Source organism: Micromonospora sp. WMMD1102 (assembly GCF_029626265.1).
Lineage (GTDB): Bacteria > Actinomycetota > Actinomycetes > Mycobacteriales > Micromonosporaceae > Plantactinospora.
Window position 1 is genome coordinate 7,727,855 of the sequence record NZ_JARUBN010000001.1, and the last position, 18,045, is coordinate 7,745,899.

Genomic DNA, 18,045 nt, shown 5'->3' on the forward strand with positions numbered 1-18,045 from the left:
AGTGTGCCGCACCGGTCGGCCGCCCGGCCCTGCTGGACAGCCGGCACCGCCCAGTCCCGACGGTCGCGCCAGCCCCGCCGGCCCGACTGGCCGCGCCGACCCGCGCACCGCGACTCAGTCCCGCCGTAGCACTCTGACCCACCCCCGCCGCAGCCCTCCGACCCGCGGCCTGGAACTCACCGACATCTCCTGACCCGTCGGTCAGGCCGGCGGTGGCGCCCGCCGGCAGGTGGCTCCGGATCCCGTACCGGATCCGAACGTTGCCGGCCGGGGCATCCGGCCGGCGATCGGGGATCATTTACCGGTGGCCGTCGACAGCGCGCAACCGGGCAGCGCCCCGAGCCGAGGACTCGTCCTGGTGGTCGAGGACGAGCGGTCCATCGCCGACCTGGTCCGGCTCTACCTGAGCCGGGACGGCTACGGCGTGCACGTGGAACACGACGGCGACGCCGGGCTGGCCGCGGCCCGGCGGCTGCGCCCGGTCGCCTGCGTACTCGACATCGCCCTGCCCGGCCTCTCCGGCACCGAGGTCTGCCGCCGGCTGCGCGCGGCCGGCGACTGGACGCCGGTGATCTTCCTGACCGCCCGGGACGACGAGGTGGACCGGGTCGTCGGGCTGGAACTCGGCGCGGACGACTACCTGACCAAGCCGTTCAGCCCGCGCGAACTGGTGGCCCGGATCCGGGCGGTGCTGCGGCGCACCGGCGGCGCACCGGACGCGGCCGAGCAACCCCGGATAGTCGGTCCGGTCACCCTCGATCCGGTACGCCGGCAGGTCACCGTCGCCGGCGACCCCGTGCAGCTCACCTCCACCGAATTCGACCTGCTGGCGCACCTGATGGGCCGGCCGGGTCGGGTCTTCACCCGGGAGGAACTGCTGGCCGGCGTCTGGGGATACGCCGCGCACACCGGCACCCGCACCGTCGACGTGCACGTCGCCCAGGTACGCGGCAAACTCGGCCCGGCCGCCGACGTGATCCGGACCCATCGCGGCGTCGGGTACGCCTGTGCCGGCTGACGCGGCACAGGACGGACAGGAGCGGCCGCGCCGGTTCGGTCGTACCCTGACGGCCCGCGCGGTGGCGGTCAGTTGTGCGGTGGCCCTGGTCTCGGTCCTCGTCACCGCCGTCGTCGCCGTGCCGCTGGCCGCCCGGTCGGCCGAACGGCAGGCCCAGGAGGCGCTGGCCGCGCAGGCCCGGCTCGCCGCCGAGGCGCTGCGCAACCGGCTGGACCGGGGACGGGCCGCCGACGAGGAGCGGATCGTCCGGCAGTTGCGCAACCAGGGCATCGACGCGTACCTGATCAGGGCCGGCAGGCCCGACCGGCCCGGCCTGCCCGCCGACCTGGTCGACCGGATCGCCGCCGGCCGGAACTTCTCCGGACGCCGACCCGTCGACGGCCACCCGGCGATGGTCGAGGGGCGCTGGCTGCCCGGCGGCAACGGGATCGTGCTGGCCCGGCCGCCCACCACCGGACTCTGGGGAGACGTCGCCGGGCTGCTCTGGCTGCCGCTGCTCGCCGGGCTGGCCGCCGGGGTGGTGGCCGGTGCCCTGCTGGCCCGTCGACTAGCCCGGCCGATCCGGCACGCGGCGACGGCGGCGGCCCGGCTACGCTCCGGCGACCGGGCGGTACGGCTTCCGGTGGAACCGCCGGAGGAGGCCGCCGACCTGGCGTACGCGCTCAACGAGCTGGCCGCCGCGCTGGCCCTGAGCGAAGGGCGGCAGCGGGAGTTCCTGCTCTCCGTCTCGCACGAACTGCGTACCCCGCTGACCGCGATCCGGGGCTATGCGGAGGCGCTGGCCGACGGGGTGGTCGGCCCGGAGGGGGCGCAGCGGGCCGGGCAGACCATGCAGACCGAGGCGGAACACCTGGACCGGCTGATCGGCGACCTGCTGTCGCTGGCCCGGCTGGAGGCGGCCGACTTCGCCCTCGAGCCGGCACCGGTGGACCTGAACCAGTTGACCGCCGACGCCGCGCAGGTGTGGAGTGCCAGGTGTGCCGCCCTCGGCGTCGTACTCCGGGTCGAGGCGCCGGCCGGGCCGACCCCCGTGCACACCGATCCGGGCCGGATCCGGCAGGTCGTGGACGGGCTGCTGGAGAATGCGCTCCGGGTCGTACCGCCGGGCGGGGTGATCGTGCTCGCGGTCCGGCCGGCGGGGCCGGGTGAGCCGCCCGGCGGGGTGTTGCAGGTCCGCGACGCCGGGCCGGGACTCACCGACGACGACCTCGCGGTGGCCTTCGAACGCGGCGCGCTGCGCCAGCGCTACCAGGGCGTCCGCAAGGTCGGCAGCGGGCTGGGGCTGGCGATCGCCGCCGGTCTGGTGCGCCGGCTGGGCGGCTTGATCACGGCCGGCCACGCCCCGGAGGGTGGCGCGGCCTTCACCGTCCGGTTGCCGGCGCAGCGGTAGGAGATCACCGTCCGGCTACCGGCGCGGCGGGCAGAGAACAAGCGTCCGGTTACCGGCGCGGCGCCAGCGGAAATGAGCGTCCGGTTGCCGGCGTGGCGGTGGAAAACTCGGCGTCCGGTCACCGGCATGACGGTGAGAATCGGTCACCGGCCGGCGTGAAGAAGGGTCGGCGGCCGGATGCCAGGCACGGCCCGGGTCGGTTATCAGGCTAGGCTAGGGCCGATCCGTCGTCGGCACCGTGGAGATCCCCGTGAAGCTCTCGATCCTCATGCCGGTCTACAACGAGGAAGAACGCCTTGCGGACGCCCTCAAGCAGGCCCTGGCGGTCGACTACCCGTGCGAGATCGAACTCGTTGTGGTCGATGACGGTAGCCGTGATGGTACCGGAGAGATTCTCGGCCGGGTCGACGACACCCGGGTTCGGGTGATCACCCATCCCCGCAACGCCGGCAAGGGCGCGGCGATCCGCACGGCGGTGGAGAACGCCGAGGGCGAATACATGGTGATCCTCGACGCCGACCTGGAGTACGACCCGCAGGACATCCCGAAGCTGCTGGCGCCGGTGCTGGACGGCCGGGCCACCGTCGTCTACGGAAATCGGACATTCGGCAGCCACAGCGCCTACAGCTTCTGGTACGTGATGGGCAACAAGGCGGTCACCACCGCCGCCAACGTGCTGTTCAACTCCTACATCGGCGACCTGGAGACCTGCTTCAAGCTGATGCCGGTCGCGCTCTTCCGCTCGCTCGACGTCCGCTCCCGGGGCTTCGGGATGGAGGCGGAGGTCACCGGCAAGCTGCTGCGCCGCCGCATCCGCCCGTACGAGGTGCCGATCAGCTACCGGGCCCGCAACCGGGAAGAGGGCAAGAAGATCACCTGGAAGGACGGAGTGGAGGCGTTCTGGATCCTGGGCCGGGAGCGCACCCGCCGCCGGGACACCCCCGGCCGGCGCTGACCGGCGCCAACCGCTCGGGCGGCGGGAGTCGAGTCGGCCCGGGAAGGTGGCGAGGGTCAGCCCGGGAGGTTCGCGAGGGTCAGCCCGGGAAGTCGCGAGGGTCAGGCCAGGACGTTGGCGGGAGTCAGGCCAGGAAGTCGGTGATCGACCGGCGTAGTCCCGCCGGGTCCAGACCGTGCCACCGGGCGTGGTCGGCCGGCGCGCCGTAGCGTCGCAGGTCGGTGCGGCCCACGCCGAGCGAGAGCGACCGGTGCGGTACCCCGCCCAGCGCGGCGGAGAGCAGCGCGGCGGATGTGCCGGCCAGGTACGGCTCGACGAGTACCACCGCCGGGGCGGTGCCGGTCGCGGTGGCCGTAGCGACCAGCTCCCGTACTCCGGCGACGTCGAACGGGCGCGGCGTGTGGGTGTACGCGACCGTCACGTCCAGCCCGGCGACCGCGTCCAGCACCGGGCGGAGCATCGGGCCGACCGCCAGCACCAGGGCGGCACCCGGCGTTGCACGGCGTACCACCGCCAGCCGTCCCGCCCGGGGCAGCGGAGCCTCGTTGACCTGGGTGGAGAGCCGCAGGTAGACCCGCTCGTCGTGCTGGGCGGCAGCCCGGAGCAGGCCCGGCACCTCGGCCGGGTGCCCGGGGACGTGCACCGTCCAGTCGGTGAGGGTGTCCAGCAGGGCCACGTCACCCGGGGACATGTGCGTCCGGCCCATGCTCGCCCCGTCGTACGACGCCCCGACGCTCACCACCACGGCACCGACCCCCTGATGGTCGAGATCGAGTTTGAGCTGCTCGTAGACCCGGTCGACGGTGAACGTCGCGTACGAGTGCACGATCGGGCGCAGTCCGGTCAGGGCCAGCCCGCCGGCCACCCCGACCATCAACTGCTCCCGGATGCCGACGTTCAGCACCCGGTCCGGGTGTGCCCGGGTGGCGGCGGTGAAGCTCGACGCGGAGATGTCGGCAAGGACGACCGCCGTACGCGGATCGTCGTCCAGCAGTGCGACGGCGGTGTCGACGAAGGTGTCACGCATGGTCGGTCACTCCTCGGTGTGGTCGGGTCGTACCGTCACTGCTTCGGGTCGACGACCGCGACGACGACGTGCGGCTGCCGGGGCCGGGCGGCGGCGAGGGCGGCTTCGATCGCGTCGTGGTCCCGGCCGTCGACGGTCGCGGCGGTCCAGCCGTGCACGGTGAACCGGCTGGCGATCCCGCCCGGCCAGCCGTGACTCGCGGAGCGGTTGTCGACGACGATCGCGGTCAGCCGGTCCAGCCCGGTCGCCCCGGCGTACGCCATCGCCTCGTGGTTCGAGCCCTCGTCGAGTTCGGCGTCGCCGAGCAGGACGTACACCCGGGGTTCGGCCAGGCCCTGCGCGCGGAGCCCGAGGGCGGTGCCGACGCCCAGCCCGAGGCCGTGGCCGAGCGAACCGGTGCCGATCTCGACCCCCGGGACCAGCATCCGGTCCGGATGGTGCCCGAGCCGGCTCTCCGGGCCGGCCAGGTCGTCGAGCCAGTACTCCGGGACGAAGCCCTTGGCGGCGAGGACCGCGTAGTAGGCGGCCGGCCCGTGCCCCTTGGAGAGCAGGAACCGGTCCCGGTCGGGGTCGTCGACGCTCGCCGGGGAGACCCGGAGGACCCGGTCGTAGAGCACCCAGAGCACGTCCAGGGTCGAGTGCGCGCTTGGCGCGTGTTTCTCGTCGCCGGTGAGCCGGCGCAGCAGCGGCCCGAGTTCGGCCGGCAGCCTGTTCGCTGCTGCCGGCCGTCGGCCCGGAGGAGGTGCGGAGCGCCGGAGCCGCGACGCGGACGGTCCGGCCGGCTCCGGCGCGCTCTGCGCGGTACGCCCCGACGCGGTGGCTGTGGTCGTCATGCCTCTACCCTGCAAGTTGAAGTGCGCTTCAACTCAAGACCTTTCCGACCAGGGGGATCGGGTGCGGCAGGAGACGCTTACCATCGGGGAACTGGCCGCCCGCTCCGGCGTGGCGACGTCGGCGCTGCGCTACTACGAGCGGCTGGGACTGATCCGGGCCGGGCGTACCGGCGGCAACCAACGGCGCTTCGACCGGACCGAGTTGCGCCGGGTGTCGTTCATCCGGATCTCGCAGCAGCTCGGGGTGTCGCTGGAGGACATCCGAGGGGCGCTGGCCGAGCTGCCGGAGGGGCGTACCCCGACGAAGGCGGACTGGGCGCGGCTCTCCGCGAAGTGGCGGCGCCGGCTGGACGAGAGAATCGAGCTGATGACCCGGCTGCGCGACAGGTTGACCAACTGCATCGGCTGCGGCTGCCTGTCGCTGCGCAGCTGCAACCTCTACAACCCGGACGACGAGCTGTCTGCCGAGGGCCCCGGCCCGCGCCGGATGCTGCCCGGCCCGCCGACCGGTGACGTGCAGCGGCTGACGGGTGGCTAGCCGACCGTGAGTAGCACCTTGCCGACGTGGTCGCTGGACTCGACCAGCCGGTGCGCGTCGGCCGCCTCGGACATCGGCATCCGGGAGTGGATCACGGGGCGGATCGCGCCCGACTCGACAAGCGGCCAGACCTCCTCGCGTACGCCCCGGACGATCGCGGCCTTCTCGGCGGCGGGCCGGGAACGCAGTGCGGTCGCGGCCACCGAGCCCCGCTTGGCCAGCAGCGCGGCCAGGTCGAGTTCCCCCTTGCGTCCGCCCTGGAGCCCGATCACCACTATCCGGCCGCCGGTGGCCAGCGCCTTGACGTTGCGCCCCAGGTAGGAGGCGCCCATGATGTCCAGGATCACGTCGGCGCCCCGGCCGTCGGTGAGCCGTTTCGTCGCCTCGACGAAGTCCTCCTCGGCGTAGTCGACAACGCCGCTGGCGCCCAGCTCGCGCAGCCGCTCGTGTTTGGCTGCCCGTGCGGTGGCCAGCACCGTGGCGCCGAGGGCCGTGCCGAGCTGGATCGCGAAGGTGCCGATGCCGCTGCCGCCGCCGTGCACCAGCAGCGTCTCGCCCATGCCGAGCCGGGCCAGCTGCACCACGTTGGACCAGACCGTGCAGGCGACCTCGGGCAGCGCCGCCGCGTCGACCAGGTCGACGCCGTCCGGCACCGGCAGGAGCTGCCCGGCCGGCACCGCCACCCGTTCGGCGTAGCCGCCGCCGCTGAGCAGCGCACAGGCCGGATCGCCGACACTCCAGCCGGTCACCTCGGCGCCGACCGCGCTGACCACGCCGGCACACTCCAGACCCGGGTACGGCGACGCGCCTGGCGGCGGTGGATAGTGGCCCTGGCGTTGCAGCAGGTCGGCCCGGTTGACCGCACCGGCGCGTAGGTCGAGCGTCACCTCGTCCGGCCCGGGGGTGGGGTCGGGCACGTCGGCCCAGACCATCGCTTCGGGGCCGCCCGGCTCGGGAATCGTGATCGCCTTCACCGGTCCAGTCTTACCCGATCTCGTCCCCAGCCCAAGCCTCGACCCGGTGCCGTCACCTGACACGTCCGTGGGGTTCCGGCTCGGCAACGGTCCGGAGGGGTTCAGGTGGTGCCCGCGTTCCGCTGGCCCGGTGCTGCGTCTTCTCGCCCGGGTCTGCCGGTCTGTGCCGGGCGTGCCGGGCCGGCCGGCGGTCATGGCACACTAGGCACGGCTGTGGACCGCTGTCCCATCGACGACCACGGCCCCGGGAGGGCTCGCCTAGTGGCCGATGGCGCTGGTCTTGAAAACCGGTAGGGCGGCAACGTCCTCGTGGGTTCGAATCCCACGCCCTCCGCTCTCTGGACAGCAAAAACGCCCCCTGACCAGCGCGAACGCCGGTCAGGGGGCGTGTCTGTAGGTGGCGAGTCCGTCTCACTCTGTCTCACCAGGGACCGGCGCGTCTCACTGGTCGTGTCGTTTACGTGTCGGCGCCTCCTGACGTCTCCCCGGTCGGCTCCTCCGTACCCAACGCTCCCTCGATCCGCTTCCGTGCGGCCTCATCCTGGCCGTCGATGCACGACGCGTAGACCTTCAGTAGTACGTGCACGCTGTGCCCTGCCCACTGCGCTACCTGTGTGGCAGGCACCCCGGCGTTGAGCCAGAGCGACACGGCGGCGTGGCGTAGGTCGTACGGCCGGTGGGCCAACGGCGACCGTTGCTGAACCGGCGTCAGGGCCGCCGCTCGTGCCTGGCGCCACGCGCGTAGGTACGTGCTTTTCGATATCGGGGCCAGTCGAGCGCCGGCAGCGTTGAACATCCGTCCGGTGGCGTCTCGACAATGCTGCCGTAGGTGGCGACGTAGGATGCTCACCAGTTCCGGGCAGATCGGTACGTCCCTCGTCGCCTTCTTTGCCCGGTGCTTCAATTCACGATCCTCAAGCGACTTGCCGCTGTCGCTCCAATCCTCGCCTACCTGCTGAGTAGATCCGCTGAGGCGGAGCCAGCCCCAACCCTCTTCGGGTAGCTCGCATTCGTCGGCCCGTAGGTGGATTACCTCGGACGGGCGTAGAGCAGCGAAGTACATGCACGCAAAGAAGCCTTCCAAGTGCGGGTCGCGGTTGCGTACCGCCCGGAGTAGCGCGCGTGCCTGGTCGGGGTTTACCACCACCTTCCGATCAACCTGATCGGTATTCTTCGGTGCTCGCCATTGTACGAAGTCCATCGGATGAGATTCGAGATACCGCAGCTCTACGGCATACTTCAGAGCCCCGTAAAAGACTGCACGCTTTCTTGCCACTGTGTTTGCGGCGGCGGGGCTGCCGTCGATCCGGCAGGTCAGTAGATCGAGCGTCTTTCGAACGGTTGCCGGATCGGCTACTTCCGGTAGAGGCAGGGTGTTCGCTTTGAGCCATCGCACCGTTGAAGCGAGTTCGCTAGGCGGTTCGCCGTTGTCTCGGTCTCGTTGCGCCTTGTTGAAGATCCACGTATAGAGGGCATGGCGCATCTCTGCTTCGGTTGGCGCTCCTCTGGAAGTGGTGAGCAATGCGAGTGTGACAGTGGTCAGAGCATCGGCTATGCTCTTGCGCTGAGTAGCAGCGGCGCGCGACCACTTCATGTCGACAAAAGCGACGGCAAGATCGTACCAATTCCGGCTGTTCAGTTCGCGTGCCATGGGCTCGGGTAGCCCGTTCTTTTCATCGAAGGCCGTTCCTTCGCGCTGGGCCACGACCAGCTTCGATCGGAAGCTCTCGGCCAATGCTCGGGTGGCAAACGTCTTCCGAAATGGCCTGTTGGCAGCCTTCCACCGCACTGTGTACGACTTCTTTTTGTCGGACAAGCCATTGGTCAGAATCGCGTGGATTCGTACGTCGTAGGTACTCAAGCGGCCTCCTCGTGATCGTTGAGCCAGGTGTCGAGGTCTCGGCGGCGGACGTAGAGGCTGCCGTTGGGGTACTTGATGGTTCGGGGTGCGCGGCCGGTGGCCTTCCAGCGGAAGAAGGTGGATCGGGGTACGCGGAGTTCGTCAAGGACTTCGGCGAGGGTGAGTAACTGACCGGTGGGTGTGGTGCGCTGCGGTCGGGCGGTCATCGGGCGTCCTCCCTCGGGGTGGCGTCGAGGTAGATGCGCTGGAACATGGGGGATCGGCGGTCGGGGTAGGGCCGGGAGACGGAGCGGATGTGCAGCACCTTGGCCAGGGCGGTCAGTGCTGCGTGTGTTTCAGCGGGTGTGCCGTGCAGCCTGATTCGCATCGTGGGTGCCTTCCGGTCGATGCTGGTCACTTGTGGAGGATCAGGGAGGCGTCGCCGCAGAACGGCGTATAGCGGGCCGCTGAGAGCCACGGAGGGCCAAGATCTGTCGTGTCCCGGTGTACGGCGTAGGGCCGATCCGTCTCCGTAGCTCTCAGCGGGCCGTTTCCGGTGTCGGTCTGGTCGGCCAGGTGTTGTCCCGGACCGGGGCGGCGGGGCCGGGAGGCGTTGACACGTTGACAATCGGCGGTCGGGTGCGTGTTTCCGCTGGTGGTGGCCGGTGTCGGGGTGTCAACGGTGGGCGTTGACAGGCGTTGACACCCGTTGACACCGGGCGGGCCGGCGGTCGGGGTGTCAACGCCTGTCAACGGGTGTCAACGCGGCCCGTTGACAGTCTCGCGGGTGTCGTGAGCTGCGAAAACGTCCCCATCCGGGGCGGGTGTCAGCGTGTCAACGCTTCCCGGGTCCTCTCCGGTAGCGCGGGGGTGCAGCTCGTACCGGCCGTCCGCGTTGTGGCGAACCCATCCGAGGGCGGCGAGTTCGGCCAGCACTGCCGACACCTCGTCGGACTTCGGGAGTCGGCGGGACACGCGGCGGTGGAGTTCCCGTCGGGTGAAGCTGGTCATGCCCTTGCTGGTCAGCACTCCGAGGACGTAGCGGACGTTCTCCATCGCGGCGTCGCTGCCGATCGTGGTGAGGGCGGCCCGGTAGTGCGCGGCGAAGAACTCGGCCAGCCGTACGGCGTCGGCCATCCGGTCGGCGTCGACCGGCCGTCGCCACGCATCCTGCGGGTGGTGGGCGACGTGGAGCAGCCCGGCCAGCCGCAGCGTTGCGCCGGCCAGCTTGTTGCCCCATTCCCGCATGTCGTACAGGCTCCCGCCGGGCCGTAGCTCGGCCTCCACCTGCTCGGCGGCGGCCCGCCGTACCCGTCCCGCCTCCGGGGTGAGCGTGACCACCGCCGGGTCTTCCCACTCGGCCAGCATCGCGGCCAGGTCGTGCACACGGTGGCGGTAGCCGGCGGTCACCTGCTCCGGCACCGGTTCCGTGTCGACGGACCGCCACCCGGCCAGCGACCGGGGCAGCGCGAACAGGAACCGGGCCGGCAACCCTCGGCCGGCAAGGTCGGCGTTCCCGCCGAACTTCCGCAACACGCTCGGCTGCGCCATCACGCACACCGTCAGGGCCGGCTTGTCGACCGACGCGCCTTCCCGGGTCTGCCGCTCGTTGCTCATCGGCTGACCAGCGTGACCCTTCAAGTACGGGTCAAGGTTCGGCGTACCGGAGTACCGACCGGCCAGGGTGTCGAAGATGCCGCCCTCGTCGCTGATGATCGCCATCCGGCCGCCGTTGGCGGCCATCAACCCGATCAACGCTTCCGGGGTGGCGTCGTCCACGATCAGCCGGGGCAGGCCAGGAACGGTGATCGCCTCGGCCGCGATGGCAGCGGCCACCGCCTCGGCTGACGCCTGGTCCCGCTTGTCGGGGTCGGTGGCCTTGGCCGCTTGGGCTTTGGCCTGCTCGGCTTGCCGGTCGGCGATGTCCCGCAACGCGGCAGCCTCGGCGATACGGGGCCGCATCGCGTCGGCGAGCGTCGACTGTGCCGAGAACAACGGCGCCGTCATCGCCCGATGAACCGGGGACTTCCGCTCACCGGGGCCGGCGATGACGGCGGCGAACACGTTCACCGGCTCCCGCCATCCCGCTACCGGCTCCACTTCCAGCCGGCCACCCGCACACGCGGACAGCACGGCCACGGCGAGGGTGCCGGCCATCGCCGGGTCGGTTTGGGTGAACCGGGCGACGCCGGTCACCTGCTCGGCGAGCCATCGGGGGAACACGTCGACCGGGAACGGCGGCGGCGCCGTGGTCGGCCCGGTCAAGGGCACTGGAACATCCCACAGCGGGCCGCCCGGGTCGGGCCGGTCGGTGGCCTCGCTGGTGTCGGTCACGAGGTGAAGGCGGGGCGCTGAGGCAGACGGCATGGTGCCCTCCTCGGTGCTGGTGAAGCAGCCGCATCCGCCCCAGTCATCGGCGTCGTACGGCGCTTCTGCGGTGCTGGTCCGGCTGGTGATTCGATGGCGTAGCTCGGTCAGTGGTAGGGGTCGGACGGTGCCGCCCCGGCGGTCCCGGAGGATGGCCACGTTCTTGCCGAGGTCACGGCGCATCCGCTGTTCAGCGGCCTCGTTAGCGGCGTACCGGTCGGGGAAGATGTTCAGCAGGTGTGCCCATTGCGCCTGGCCACCCCGCACGCACGCGCCACCGCAGTTGTTGTGCGCGAATCCGAGGTCATACAGGCGGGGCGGGGTGATGCCGGCCTTCCGTGCGGCGTCGAGCAGATCCGCCTTGTCGGCGTACGGGGGATCGCACAGCGGCGCTTTGACGTGCCAGGGCAGATAACCGGCCTCAATCGCCGGTAGGCGGTGGGTTTCGGTCCAGTCGATGCCCACGTAAACCGTGGTGGTCTCGGGTTCGGCGTGTTCCTCTAGCCAGCGTCGGCAGGGAACCTGCTTGAGCAGCTTTGAGCAGGGCGCGATGCGGGAATTGCCGATGATGCGCTGATCGTGGAAGACCTCCCACGGCGTGCGCCCGTCGGCGACGGTGGTCAACGGCACGCCGATATCGGCCGCTGCCTGCTCGGCGAACCGGTAGAGGTCTTCGTCTTCCACGCGGGTGTCGGCGAACAGCAGCGTTAGGCCGTCGGTGCCGTGTTCGTCGGCGACCTTCCTGGCCACGGCCCAACTGGTGATGCCGCCGGAGAACATCACGACATGTCGGTGCCGCTCCTGGCCACTCACGCCGCTACCTGCCGGGGACGGCGCTGTCCGGCGGCCAGCCCGGATCGGACCGTGCGCGCGGTCTCCACCTGCCCGAGTCCGGCGGACAATCCCGCCTGTTCCAGCACGTTCGTCGCCTGGTCCTCGGCGAGCGCCGCACCGGCTACCAACTGGCCGAGCGCGACAGCAGCGACGTACAGCGACCTGTTTCGCTGTCCCTCGGGTGCGGTGGTGACCCGGGTGGTTTCCCGCTCGATCGCGGCGCGGACGTAGGCGCCTTCCCGCCCACCGGGCAGCGCGACGACCACCGGGCGTTGCGGTGGCAGCGGGGCGGGTTGGAGCAGGTCGGCGAGCCAGTCGGGCAGTGGTGCCGGGTCGGTGTCGAGCGCGACGGTGTAGGGCCGTCCGGCCACCGTCGACCCGGCGGCGACCACGTACCCGCCGTGCGCGCGGGTGTCGACCAGCCGGCCGAGCGTCCCGGCGGTGTTCCGCAGCTCCGGGCCCTCCGGGTGGCGGTAGTACAGGTGGACACCACCGCGCCCGGTGCGAACGGTGTAGGTCGCGTCGATACCGGCGTGGTGGTCGTCGGCCAGGAATCCGAAGGTGTCCAGCCCCGTCCGGCCGGTCGGGTCGTCGTCCTTGGCCACGTCGAGATCGACCACGACCAGCCCGGACGGGCCGCAAGCGATGCCGATCCCGTACGGGCCGGACGACCAGCAGCGTTCGATGCGGGCCGGGTCGGTAGTGGCCCGGCCTTCCCAGTCGCGCACGGCCGGGCGCTTGTCGTCGGGACGTAGCGGAAAGACGTGCCAGCCCCGTACGGCGTGCGCGCGGGCGGTGGTAAGCAGGTCAGACATGGTGCTCCCTTCGTCAGGGGTGGTGCGTCCGGCGAGTGCGGCCGGGGTGTGCTGCGGGCAGCGGGGACCGGGCAGGAACATCCGCACCCGGTCTGTGGAGTGGCAGTGCCGCCGGTCGGTGCCGATCCAGTGCCGGCACCGGTCGGCGGTCTCCCGGGCCACCGGGTCACCTCCGGCGGTCGGGTGCTGGGTGTCCGGCGAGCGCGGCCCGGGTGACCAGCGCGCGAAGGTCGGTCAGCATGGCGTGGAGCTGCCTGCGGGCGGCCGGTTCGGCGTCGACCAGCGCGACGCGGATACGGATTTCGGCGTGGCCGGTACCGGCGTCGTTGGCGACGCGGGTGAGCACGGCCCGGCCGTGCCCGGGAAGGTCCACGATGATCTCTTCCGATCGGTGTTCGGCGAGGTTGCAGCGGTGGTCCCGGCCGCACCAGTCGGTGTGCCGGTCCGCCGGGCGCGTCACGGCTGGCCTCGTTCGTACTCGGTGCGGAAGTAGTCGTAGAGGCGGCGGCCGACACGGACGCGGCGGCCGGTGCCGTCGCACCAGTGGCAGTCACGGTGGCGCCGGTCGAGGCGGTTGCGGCGGCCGGTGCAGTGTCGGCAGCGGCCGAACGGGTCGGCGACGCACAGCACGGCGTACCACGCTGCGTAACCGACGGTGGTGAGGGTTGCTAGGACGGCGGCGAGGGTCACGGGATGCCTCCAACAGCCGGTTTCAGGGTGCAAGACGGTGCGGCCCCTAGGAACTAGGGGCCTGATCAGGTGTTGTTCGGATTCCTAGGGCGGGTCCTAGGTCTAGGGGCCACCGCTCCTAGACCTAGGACCGGTCGGCGGGTTATCCGGCCGCGCCGCGCCCCTTCTTCCCATCACGCTCGGTCAGCGCGGTGAGGATGTGGTCGCGGTTGAAGCCCTGCCGGTTGCCGGGCTCTCCGGTGTCCGGGTCGCTGCCCCACACCTGGCCCGGGGTGACGCCGTGCGGCTTGAGCGCGGCGCGTAGCTGGTCGGTGGTCAGCCCCGCGTACACCTCGGGCCGCAGGTCGGCGAGTTGCTTGACCAGCACGCTCGCCCAGACCTTCGGCTTCTTGTCCGACATGACGGCGGCCAGGTCGTCCAGCAGCGTGTCTCGGCGGACGGCGGCGGTGTCGACGGTGGCCCCGGTGGCGTGGCCGGTGATGGTCCCTGCCTTCTCCCGCAGCGTCCGGGCGCGCCGTACCACCTGCTCGGCGGTCGGTCCGTCGATGAAGAACGTGCGGGTGATCACTGGGTCGTCGCCTTCACCGGCCAGGTAGCCGATGCCCCGGTCCCGGCGGGAGAACATGGTGGCCTTGATCCCGTTCTTGTGCATCGACGTGCCCAACACCATGTCGTTCTCGGTGTGGCCCATGACCTTGAGGCAGAACCGCAGCACCGCGTTCGCGGAGATCCCGGTCGGCAGCGACTTGGCGTCCGGGCGTTGGGTGGCCAGGATCAGGGTGATACCGGCGGCCGGTCCGCGCTTGATCAGGTCGGTGCAGATCTCTTCGAACTCGGCCCCGTACTTCGGGTGCTCGAACCACACCTGACACTCGTCGACGCCGGCCACGATCGGGAACAGGCCCAGCTTGCGCTGACTGGCAAGGTCGTCGGTGACCTTGTTCTCCGGACACAGGTCACGCGGCAGGTTCCGGATCACCTTCGTCCGCCGTCGCAGCTCGGTGCGGAGTTCCCGCATCGCGGCCAGGCCGTAGGCGATGTCTTCGTCATCGTCACCGGCCCGGTACCGGTGCGCCACCGGCTCCAACGCCGACAGGTCCCCGGTGCCCTTCAGGTCGAACGCGTGGAGCTGCGCACGCGGGTCGAGACATGCGCCGAGCAGGGCCAGGCGTAGGGAGAACGTCTTGCCCATGCGCGGGATCGACCCGACGATCATCGACGCGAACATCAGGGTCAGGGTGACGAGCCGGCCGCGCGGGTCGGTGCCGAACGCGAAGGGCTTGAACAGGTTGACCGTGCCGGACTTGAGCAGTGGCCATGCGGCCTGCTTGGACCGGGACATGTCTCGGTCGGCGACGAACAGGATCAGCCGGCCGGGGTGTACCTCGGCGTTGGCCTCCGGCCACACGCACCCCAACGGGCGGGTCAGCGCGGCGGCGAGCTCTTCCCGCTTGTCGACCACCGTCGACGCCGTGACGCCGCGTGGTAGTTCGACGTCGGCCCGCCAGCCGGTGCCGTTCTCCCGGGCGATCGGGGCCGGGAACCACCGCTTGCCCGTGTCGCCCCGCCGGATGGCGTCGTTGATTCCCTTGATGTTCAGGGCGGCCAGCGCTTGTACCACCTCGGCCGAGGTCAGCGGCGCGGTCTGCGTACGGACAACGGCGGTGTCCAACAGCGGCTTGTCGTTGCGGCCACCGAGCAGCCCGAACAGCGTCACCAGCATGCCGAGCACCGCCCACCGCGACCACGATGGGGCGAACACCAGCGTCACCCCACCGGCCAGCGTCACGGCCGTGCCGAAGGTGGCGACGATGCCGCGCCACCGCACCCGCCGGTCACGCTGCCGGGACAGCTTCAGATACTCCTCGGCGTTCTCCCGCCGGACGGTCGCCTGCCGGACCTGCTCGCCTTCCAGGTCGAACAACCACCGCACCGTCGTACGGGTCACCCGGTAGGCGCCGACCGGCGCACGGAAGACCAGCTTGCCGACGTACTTCGGGCTGCGGAGCAGGTGGTAGCCGGTCGCGTGCAACCCGAACCCGGCCGCCCACGCCAGATTGCCGGTGAACTCGCGCCCGGACCGTAGCCAGCCCGGCAGGATCGGCACCCGCCGCGCGTCGCGGAAACTCGCCAGGCTGAACCGCGGTCGCCGCTGCGCTTCCACGCTGTCGACCAGCACCGGCCCGCCCGGCTCGGCGTCGTCCAGGTCGTTACCATCGTTGCCGGCCGGGTCGGTGTCCGGGCCGGTGCCGGTCCGGCGGACCCGCTCGGCGTCCAGGTCAACCACCTCAGCGTCCGACCCGGTGTCGTTCATCTCGGCCTCGGCAGCCTGCCAGTCGAAACGGTCGTCAGGATTGGTCGTCATGGTGCGGATTCCTCCTGGTCAGACGGTGGTGAGTGCGGAGTCAATGAGGGCCAGGTCGGGCCAGTCCTTCGGCCGGCGGGTGGTCAGCTTCGACCGGCGGACCTCCGCGAGGGGGGCGAACGGGATACCGGCGTGCAGCTCGGCGGACGTGATCAGCCGGTCGGTGTCGAACCCGGGAAGCCAGTCGGTGACGGCTTCGATCTGGAGTCGGACCATCCGCCCGTGCCCGGACGGGGTGGACACCGGTCGGGCGGCGGCGGTCAACGCCTGCCACGCCCGGCCACGGGCCACCACGTCAAGGTCACCGATGGTCGTGCGCAGACCGTGGGCCAGCAGCGGCCCGGACCCGAACACCACGTAGTCATCGGTGGGCAGCTCCAACGCGCGCAGCATCCGGACCAGCGGGTGAGCGTGAAGATTCATGCGGCCACCACCAGGGCGGCGACGAACAGGCACGCGACGTGAGCGGACTGGTCGAGGGCGTACAACCCGCCACCCCGCTCCAACCAGCCCGGGTCCTTACCCAACCGGTCCGCCAACCGGCGCAGCGGCCGGCGCCGGTCGATCCAGTAGTGCGACAGCCCGGACACCGCCAGACCGGCGACGGTCGGCCCGACCGGCAACGCCAGGTCGAGGAACAGCGGCAGACAGGCCAGCGCGGCGGCGGCGGTCAGGGTGTAGGTGCCGACGTGCGCGGCGCACGCGGCTCGGCCACGCCACCCCGGCGAACCCTTGTGATCGGACTGGCATTGGGTCTGCACCCAGTGATCGGCGAACTGATGTGCGGCGTAGAGGGTGGCGAACACGGCGGCGAACACGGCCACCGGATCGGATGAGAGCATGAAGGTTCCCTTTCCGAGGTCTTCGGACAGCGGAGGTAGGGCCGGCGGCACAGCACGGTTTTCCAGGCCATGGGCTGTGCCGCCGGGCGGGGTCAGTCGTGCGAGCGGACCAGGTGGGCCAGGGCGGCGCCCATGCCGAGTACCGCGACGGGCAGGCAGGCGACGGCGGTGGTGATCCACCACGGGGCCGACTCGACACCGGCGGCGACGAGCAGGTGATAGGCGACCTGGCCGAGTGCACCGACCAGCAGTGACGCGATGGCGGACCACTTTGCGAACCGGCGTGCCCGGTCCGGCACCCGCCCGGACAGCCACACGTACAGCGCATAGGCGCCGTACGTCTCGACGCCGATCGGCAGCGTGATTGCGGTATTGAGGCTGAACCCGTCGGCGATGCCGGGTAGCGGGTGGACCACGCCGAACCCGGTGAGTCCGCCGAGTCCGACCCACCCGGACCAGATGGCCACGAACGCGGGCAGCGCCAGCAGCACCACCGGCCACACCGCCGCCGGACGGCCCGGCGCCACCGGAGTAGCCGGTACCGGCGCCACCGGGGCGGCGGGGGTGGGCGGGGTGGGCGTACCCGGGCGACCGGGCGACGTGGCCAGCGGCGTCGGGTCGGCGGCCGGGACCGGCGGGGCGGGTGCCGGGTCCGGGTCGGCCGGCGGGGCGGACTCGGGTCCGTCCGGGACCGGTACCGGGTCCGGCTCGGCGGGCGGGGTGGTGTCGGCGGGGGGTGGGGTGGTGTCGGCCTTGAGTCGGGCGAGGAGTTCGCCTGCCTTGGGCGAGCCGATTCGGAACTCTCGCATCAGCCGGTTTCGGGACGGGAATTCCTGCCCGTCGGGCAGTTCCAGCCGGCGGGCGGCCGGCAACAGATCCTCGATTGGCTGCGGGTACCGGGTGCCGTTGATGGTCGGGGCGGTCATGCTGCTACCTCCTGCGGATAGGCACAGTCGACGCACTCACCAAGCGAGCGCGGGATGCAGTAGGGCCGGACCACCCGGCATGTCGGGCAGGTCCGGCGGGCCGTCAACGCCTTGCCGATCGCGGCGCGTTGGGCGGGGGTGGCGGTGCGCTTCGGGCGGGCCAGGTCGACCCGGTACAAGTAGGCGACGCGGGTGCCGCCGACACCGCGCCACATGATCTGCGCGGCGACCGGCTGACCGGCGGGCCGTAGACCGGCGGCGGTCAACTGTCGGCGGGTGGCGTAGCCCGGCGGGGCACCCCGCCACCAGAAGGTAGGGATGCCGTACCGCGCGCCGTCCGGATCGTGAAAGGCCGCGCGGACCCGGGACATCAGGCCGCGCGGTACGGGTCGGAACGGGTAGCCGCCAGGTCGGCGGCGGCACGGGTAACCCGGGCCTCGGCCCGGCGCAGCCGGCGCCAGTCCAGCGCGGTCGGGCCGCCGTGATCCTCGGCGTAGATCATGCTGATCTCAGCGTCCAACACGTCCAGCTCGGCGGCGATCAGCGGCCACTCGTGGTCGATCGCGGCCAGGTCGGCGGCGGTCGGCTCGGCCGGGTGCAGGTCGATACTCATCGGGATCTCGGTTCCTCT

General features: G+C 71.3%; 20 protein-coding genes and 1 tRNA gene. 5 read left to right on the forward strand and 16 right to left on the reverse strand.

The genetic code is table 11. From position 1 onward, the window contains the following. Window positions 1–304: 304 nt before the first annotated feature. The 3 genes from O7626_RS35110 (at window position 305) to O7626_RS35120 (ending at window position 3,363) form a co-directional block, all read left to right on the forward strand. Window positions 305–1,018 carry a response regulator transcription factor gene (locus tag O7626_RS35110; protein ID WP_278065276.1) on the forward strand — a complete coding sequence of 238 codons (714 nt, stop codon included), beginning with the start codon at window positions 305–307 and terminating at the stop codon, window positions 1,016–1,018. Beyond that, a complete protein-coding gene (locus O7626_RS35115) occupies window positions 1,008–2,408 on the forward strand; it encodes a HAMP domain-containing sensor histidine kinase (protein WP_278065277.1) in 1,401 nt (466 codons plus the stop codon). The genes O7626_RS35110 and O7626_RS35115 overlap by 11 nt, the downstream gene beginning before the upstream one ends. Window positions 2,409–2,658: 250 nt before the next feature. Further along, on the forward strand, window positions 2,659–3,363 hold the full coding sequence (locus tag O7626_RS35120) for a glycosyltransferase family 2 protein (RefSeq protein ID WP_278065278.1): 705 nt from the start codon (window positions 2,659–2,661) through the stop codon (window positions 3,361–3,363). A gap of 124 nt (window positions 3,364–3,487) precedes the next feature. Here the strand turns inward: O7626_RS35120 and O7626_RS35125 are convergent, their stop codons facing one another. Further along, window positions 3,488–4,390: a transketolase gene (locus O7626_RS35125; RefSeq protein ID WP_278065279.1), complete on the reverse strand. Its 903-nt coding sequence runs from the start codon at window positions 4,388–4,390 to the stop codon at window positions 3,488–3,490. Window positions 4,391–4,425: 35 nt separating this feature from the next. Continuing rightward, the gene (locus O7626_RS35130) at window positions 4,426–5,223 is read right to left on the reverse strand and encodes a transketolase (RefSeq protein WP_278065280.1); all 798 of its coding nucleotides are present in this window, start codon (window positions 5,221–5,223) and stop codon (window positions 4,426–4,428) included. Between the two features lie 61 nt (window positions 5,224–5,284). On the opposite strand from O7626_RS35130, the gene soxR reads away from it, so the two are divergent. Then, window positions 5,285–5,761, forward strand: coding sequence for a redox-sensitive transcriptional activator SoxR (gene soxR / locus O7626_RS35135; RefSeq protein WP_278065281.1), 477 nt, complete (start codon window positions 5,285–5,287; stop codon window positions 5,759–5,761). Here soxR and O7626_RS35140 read toward each other — a convergent pair. Then, a complete protein-coding gene (locus tag O7626_RS35140; protein ID WP_278065282.1) occupies window positions 5,758–6,735 on the reverse strand; it encodes an NAD(P)H-quinone oxidoreductase in 978 nt (325 codons plus the stop codon). The two genes, soxR and O7626_RS35140, sit on opposite strands and share 4 nt — an antisense overlap. A 247-nt stretch (window positions 6,736–6,982) precedes the next feature. Between O7626_RS35140 and O7626_RS35145 the strand changes: the two genes are divergently transcribed. Then, a tRNA-Ser gene (locus O7626_RS35145) sits at window positions 6,983–7,069 on the forward strand. 123 nt (window positions 7,070–7,192) lie between these two features. Here O7626_RS35145 and O7626_RS35150 read toward each other — a convergent pair. The 13 genes from O7626_RS35150 to O7626_RS35210 all read right to left on the reverse strand — a co-directional run bounded on the left by O7626_RS35150 (window position 7,193) and on the right by O7626_RS35210 (window position 18,027). Then, window positions 7,193–8,596 carry a tyrosine-type recombinase/integrase gene (locus tag O7626_RS35150; protein WP_278065283.1) on the reverse strand — a complete coding sequence of 468 codons (1,404 nt, stop codon included), beginning with the start codon at window positions 8,594–8,596 and terminating at the stop codon, window positions 7,193–7,195. Next, window positions 8,593–8,802, reverse strand: coding sequence for a helix-turn-helix domain-containing protein (locus O7626_RS35155; RefSeq protein WP_278065284.1), 210 nt, complete (start codon window positions 8,800–8,802; stop codon window positions 8,593–8,595). The genes O7626_RS35150 and O7626_RS35155 overlap by 4 nt, the downstream gene beginning before the upstream one ends. Then, window positions 8,799–8,993, reverse strand: a complete 195-nt coding sequence (locus tag O7626_RS35160; protein ID WP_278066538.1) for a hypothetical protein — start codon at window positions 8,991–8,993, stop codon at window positions 8,799–8,801. The genes O7626_RS35155 and O7626_RS35160 overlap by 4 nt, the downstream gene beginning before the upstream one ends. Window positions 8,994–9,334: 341 nt before the next feature. After that, on the reverse strand, window positions 9,335–10,942 hold the full coding sequence (locus O7626_RS35165; protein WP_278066456.1) for a YfjI family protein: 1,608 nt from the start codon (window positions 10,940–10,942) through the stop codon (window positions 9,335–9,337). Between the two features lie 809 nt (window positions 10,943–11,751). Further along, window positions 11,752–12,753, reverse strand: a complete 1,002-nt coding sequence (locus O7626_RS35170; protein WP_278065285.1) for a bifunctional DNA primase/polymerase — start codon at window positions 12,751–12,753, stop codon at window positions 11,752–11,754. A 4-nt stretch (window positions 12,754–12,757) separates the two neighbouring features. Next, window positions 12,758–13,051, reverse strand: a complete 294-nt coding sequence (locus O7626_RS35175) for a hypothetical protein (protein ID WP_278065286.1) — start codon at window positions 13,049–13,051, stop codon at window positions 12,758–12,760. Further along, the gene (locus O7626_RS35180) at window positions 13,048–13,281 is read right to left on the reverse strand and encodes a hypothetical protein (protein ID WP_278065287.1); all 234 of its coding nucleotides are present in this window, start codon (window positions 13,279–13,281) and stop codon (window positions 13,048–13,050) included. The genes O7626_RS35175 and O7626_RS35180 overlap by 4 nt, the downstream gene beginning before the upstream one ends. 142 nt (window positions 13,282–13,423) lie before the next feature. Further along, entirely contained in the window at window positions 13,424–15,646 is a 2,223-nt protein-coding gene (locus O7626_RS35185; protein WP_278065288.1) for a cell division protein FtsK, read from the reverse strand. Between the two features lie 18 nt (window positions 15,647–15,664). Further along, window positions 15,665–16,069, reverse strand: a complete 405-nt coding sequence (locus O7626_RS35190) for a hypothetical protein (protein WP_278065289.1) — start codon at window positions 16,067–16,069, stop codon at window positions 15,665–15,667. After that, window positions 16,066–16,488 (reverse strand): DUF3307 domain-containing protein, encoded by a 423-nt coding sequence (locus O7626_RS35195; RefSeq protein WP_278065290.1) that lies wholly within the window; start codon window positions 16,486–16,488, stop codon window positions 16,066–16,068. Before O7626_RS35195 ends, O7626_RS35190 begins: the two co-directional genes overlap by 4 nt. A gap of 92 nt (window positions 16,489–16,580) precedes the next feature. Beyond that, complete coding sequence (locus O7626_RS35200) at window positions 16,581–17,414, reverse strand: ABC transporter permease (protein WP_278065291.1); 834 nt, start codon at window positions 17,412–17,414, stop codon at window positions 16,581–16,583. Continuing rightward, complete coding sequence (locus O7626_RS35205; RefSeq protein ID WP_278065292.1) at window positions 17,411–17,785, reverse strand: RRQRL motif-containing zinc-binding protein; 375 nt, start codon at window positions 17,783–17,785, stop codon at window positions 17,411–17,413. Before O7626_RS35205 ends, O7626_RS35200 begins: the two co-directional genes overlap by 4 nt. Then, window positions 17,785–18,027, reverse strand: coding sequence for a DUF6284 family protein (locus O7626_RS35210; protein ID WP_278065293.1), 243 nt, complete (start codon window positions 18,025–18,027; stop codon window positions 17,785–17,787). Before O7626_RS35210 ends, O7626_RS35205 begins: the two co-directional genes overlap by 1 nt. Window positions 18,028–18,045: the final 18 nt, after the last annotated feature.

Bases quoted from the DNA above. Each gene is read 5' to 3' on its own strand.
- O7626_RS35125 (WP_278065279.1), bottom strand. From the start codon at position 4,390: ATGCGTGACACCTTCGTCGACACCGCCGTCGCACTGCTGGACGACGAT.
- O7626_RS35195 (WP_278065290.1), bottom strand. From the start codon at position 16,488: ATGCTCTCATCCGATCCGGTGGCCGTGTTCGCCGCCGTGTTCGCCACC.
- O7626_RS35155 (WP_278065284.1), bottom strand. From the start codon at position 8,802: ATGACCGCCCGACCGCAGCGCACCACACCCACCGGTCAGTTACTCACC.
- O7626_RS35130 (WP_278065280.1), bottom strand. From the start codon at position 5,223: ATGACGACCACAGCCACCGCGTCGGGGCGTACCGCGCAGAGCGCGCCG.
- O7626_RS35205 (WP_278065292.1), bottom strand. From the start codon at position 17,785: ATGTCCCGGGTCCGCGCGGCCTTTCACGATCCGGACGGCGCGCGGTAC.
- O7626_RS35185 (WP_278065288.1), bottom strand. From the start codon at position 15,646: ATGACGACCAATCCTGACGACCGTTTCGACTGGCAGGCTGCCGAGGCC.
- O7626_RS35165 (WP_278066456.1), bottom strand. From the start codon at position 10,942: ATGCCGTCTGCCTCAGCGCCCCGCCTTCACCTCGTGACCGACACCAGC.
- O7626_RS35190 (WP_278065289.1), bottom strand. From the start codon at position 16,069: ATGAATCTTCACGCTCACCCGCTGGTCCGGATGCTGCGCGCGTTGGAG.
- O7626_RS35200 (WP_278065291.1), bottom strand. From the start codon at position 17,414: ATGACCGCCCCGACCATCAACGGCACCCGGTACCCGCAGCCAATCGAG.
- O7626_RS35210 (WP_278065293.1), bottom strand. From the start codon at position 18,027: ATGAGTATCGACCTGCACCCGGCCGAGCCGACCGCCGCCGACCTGGCC.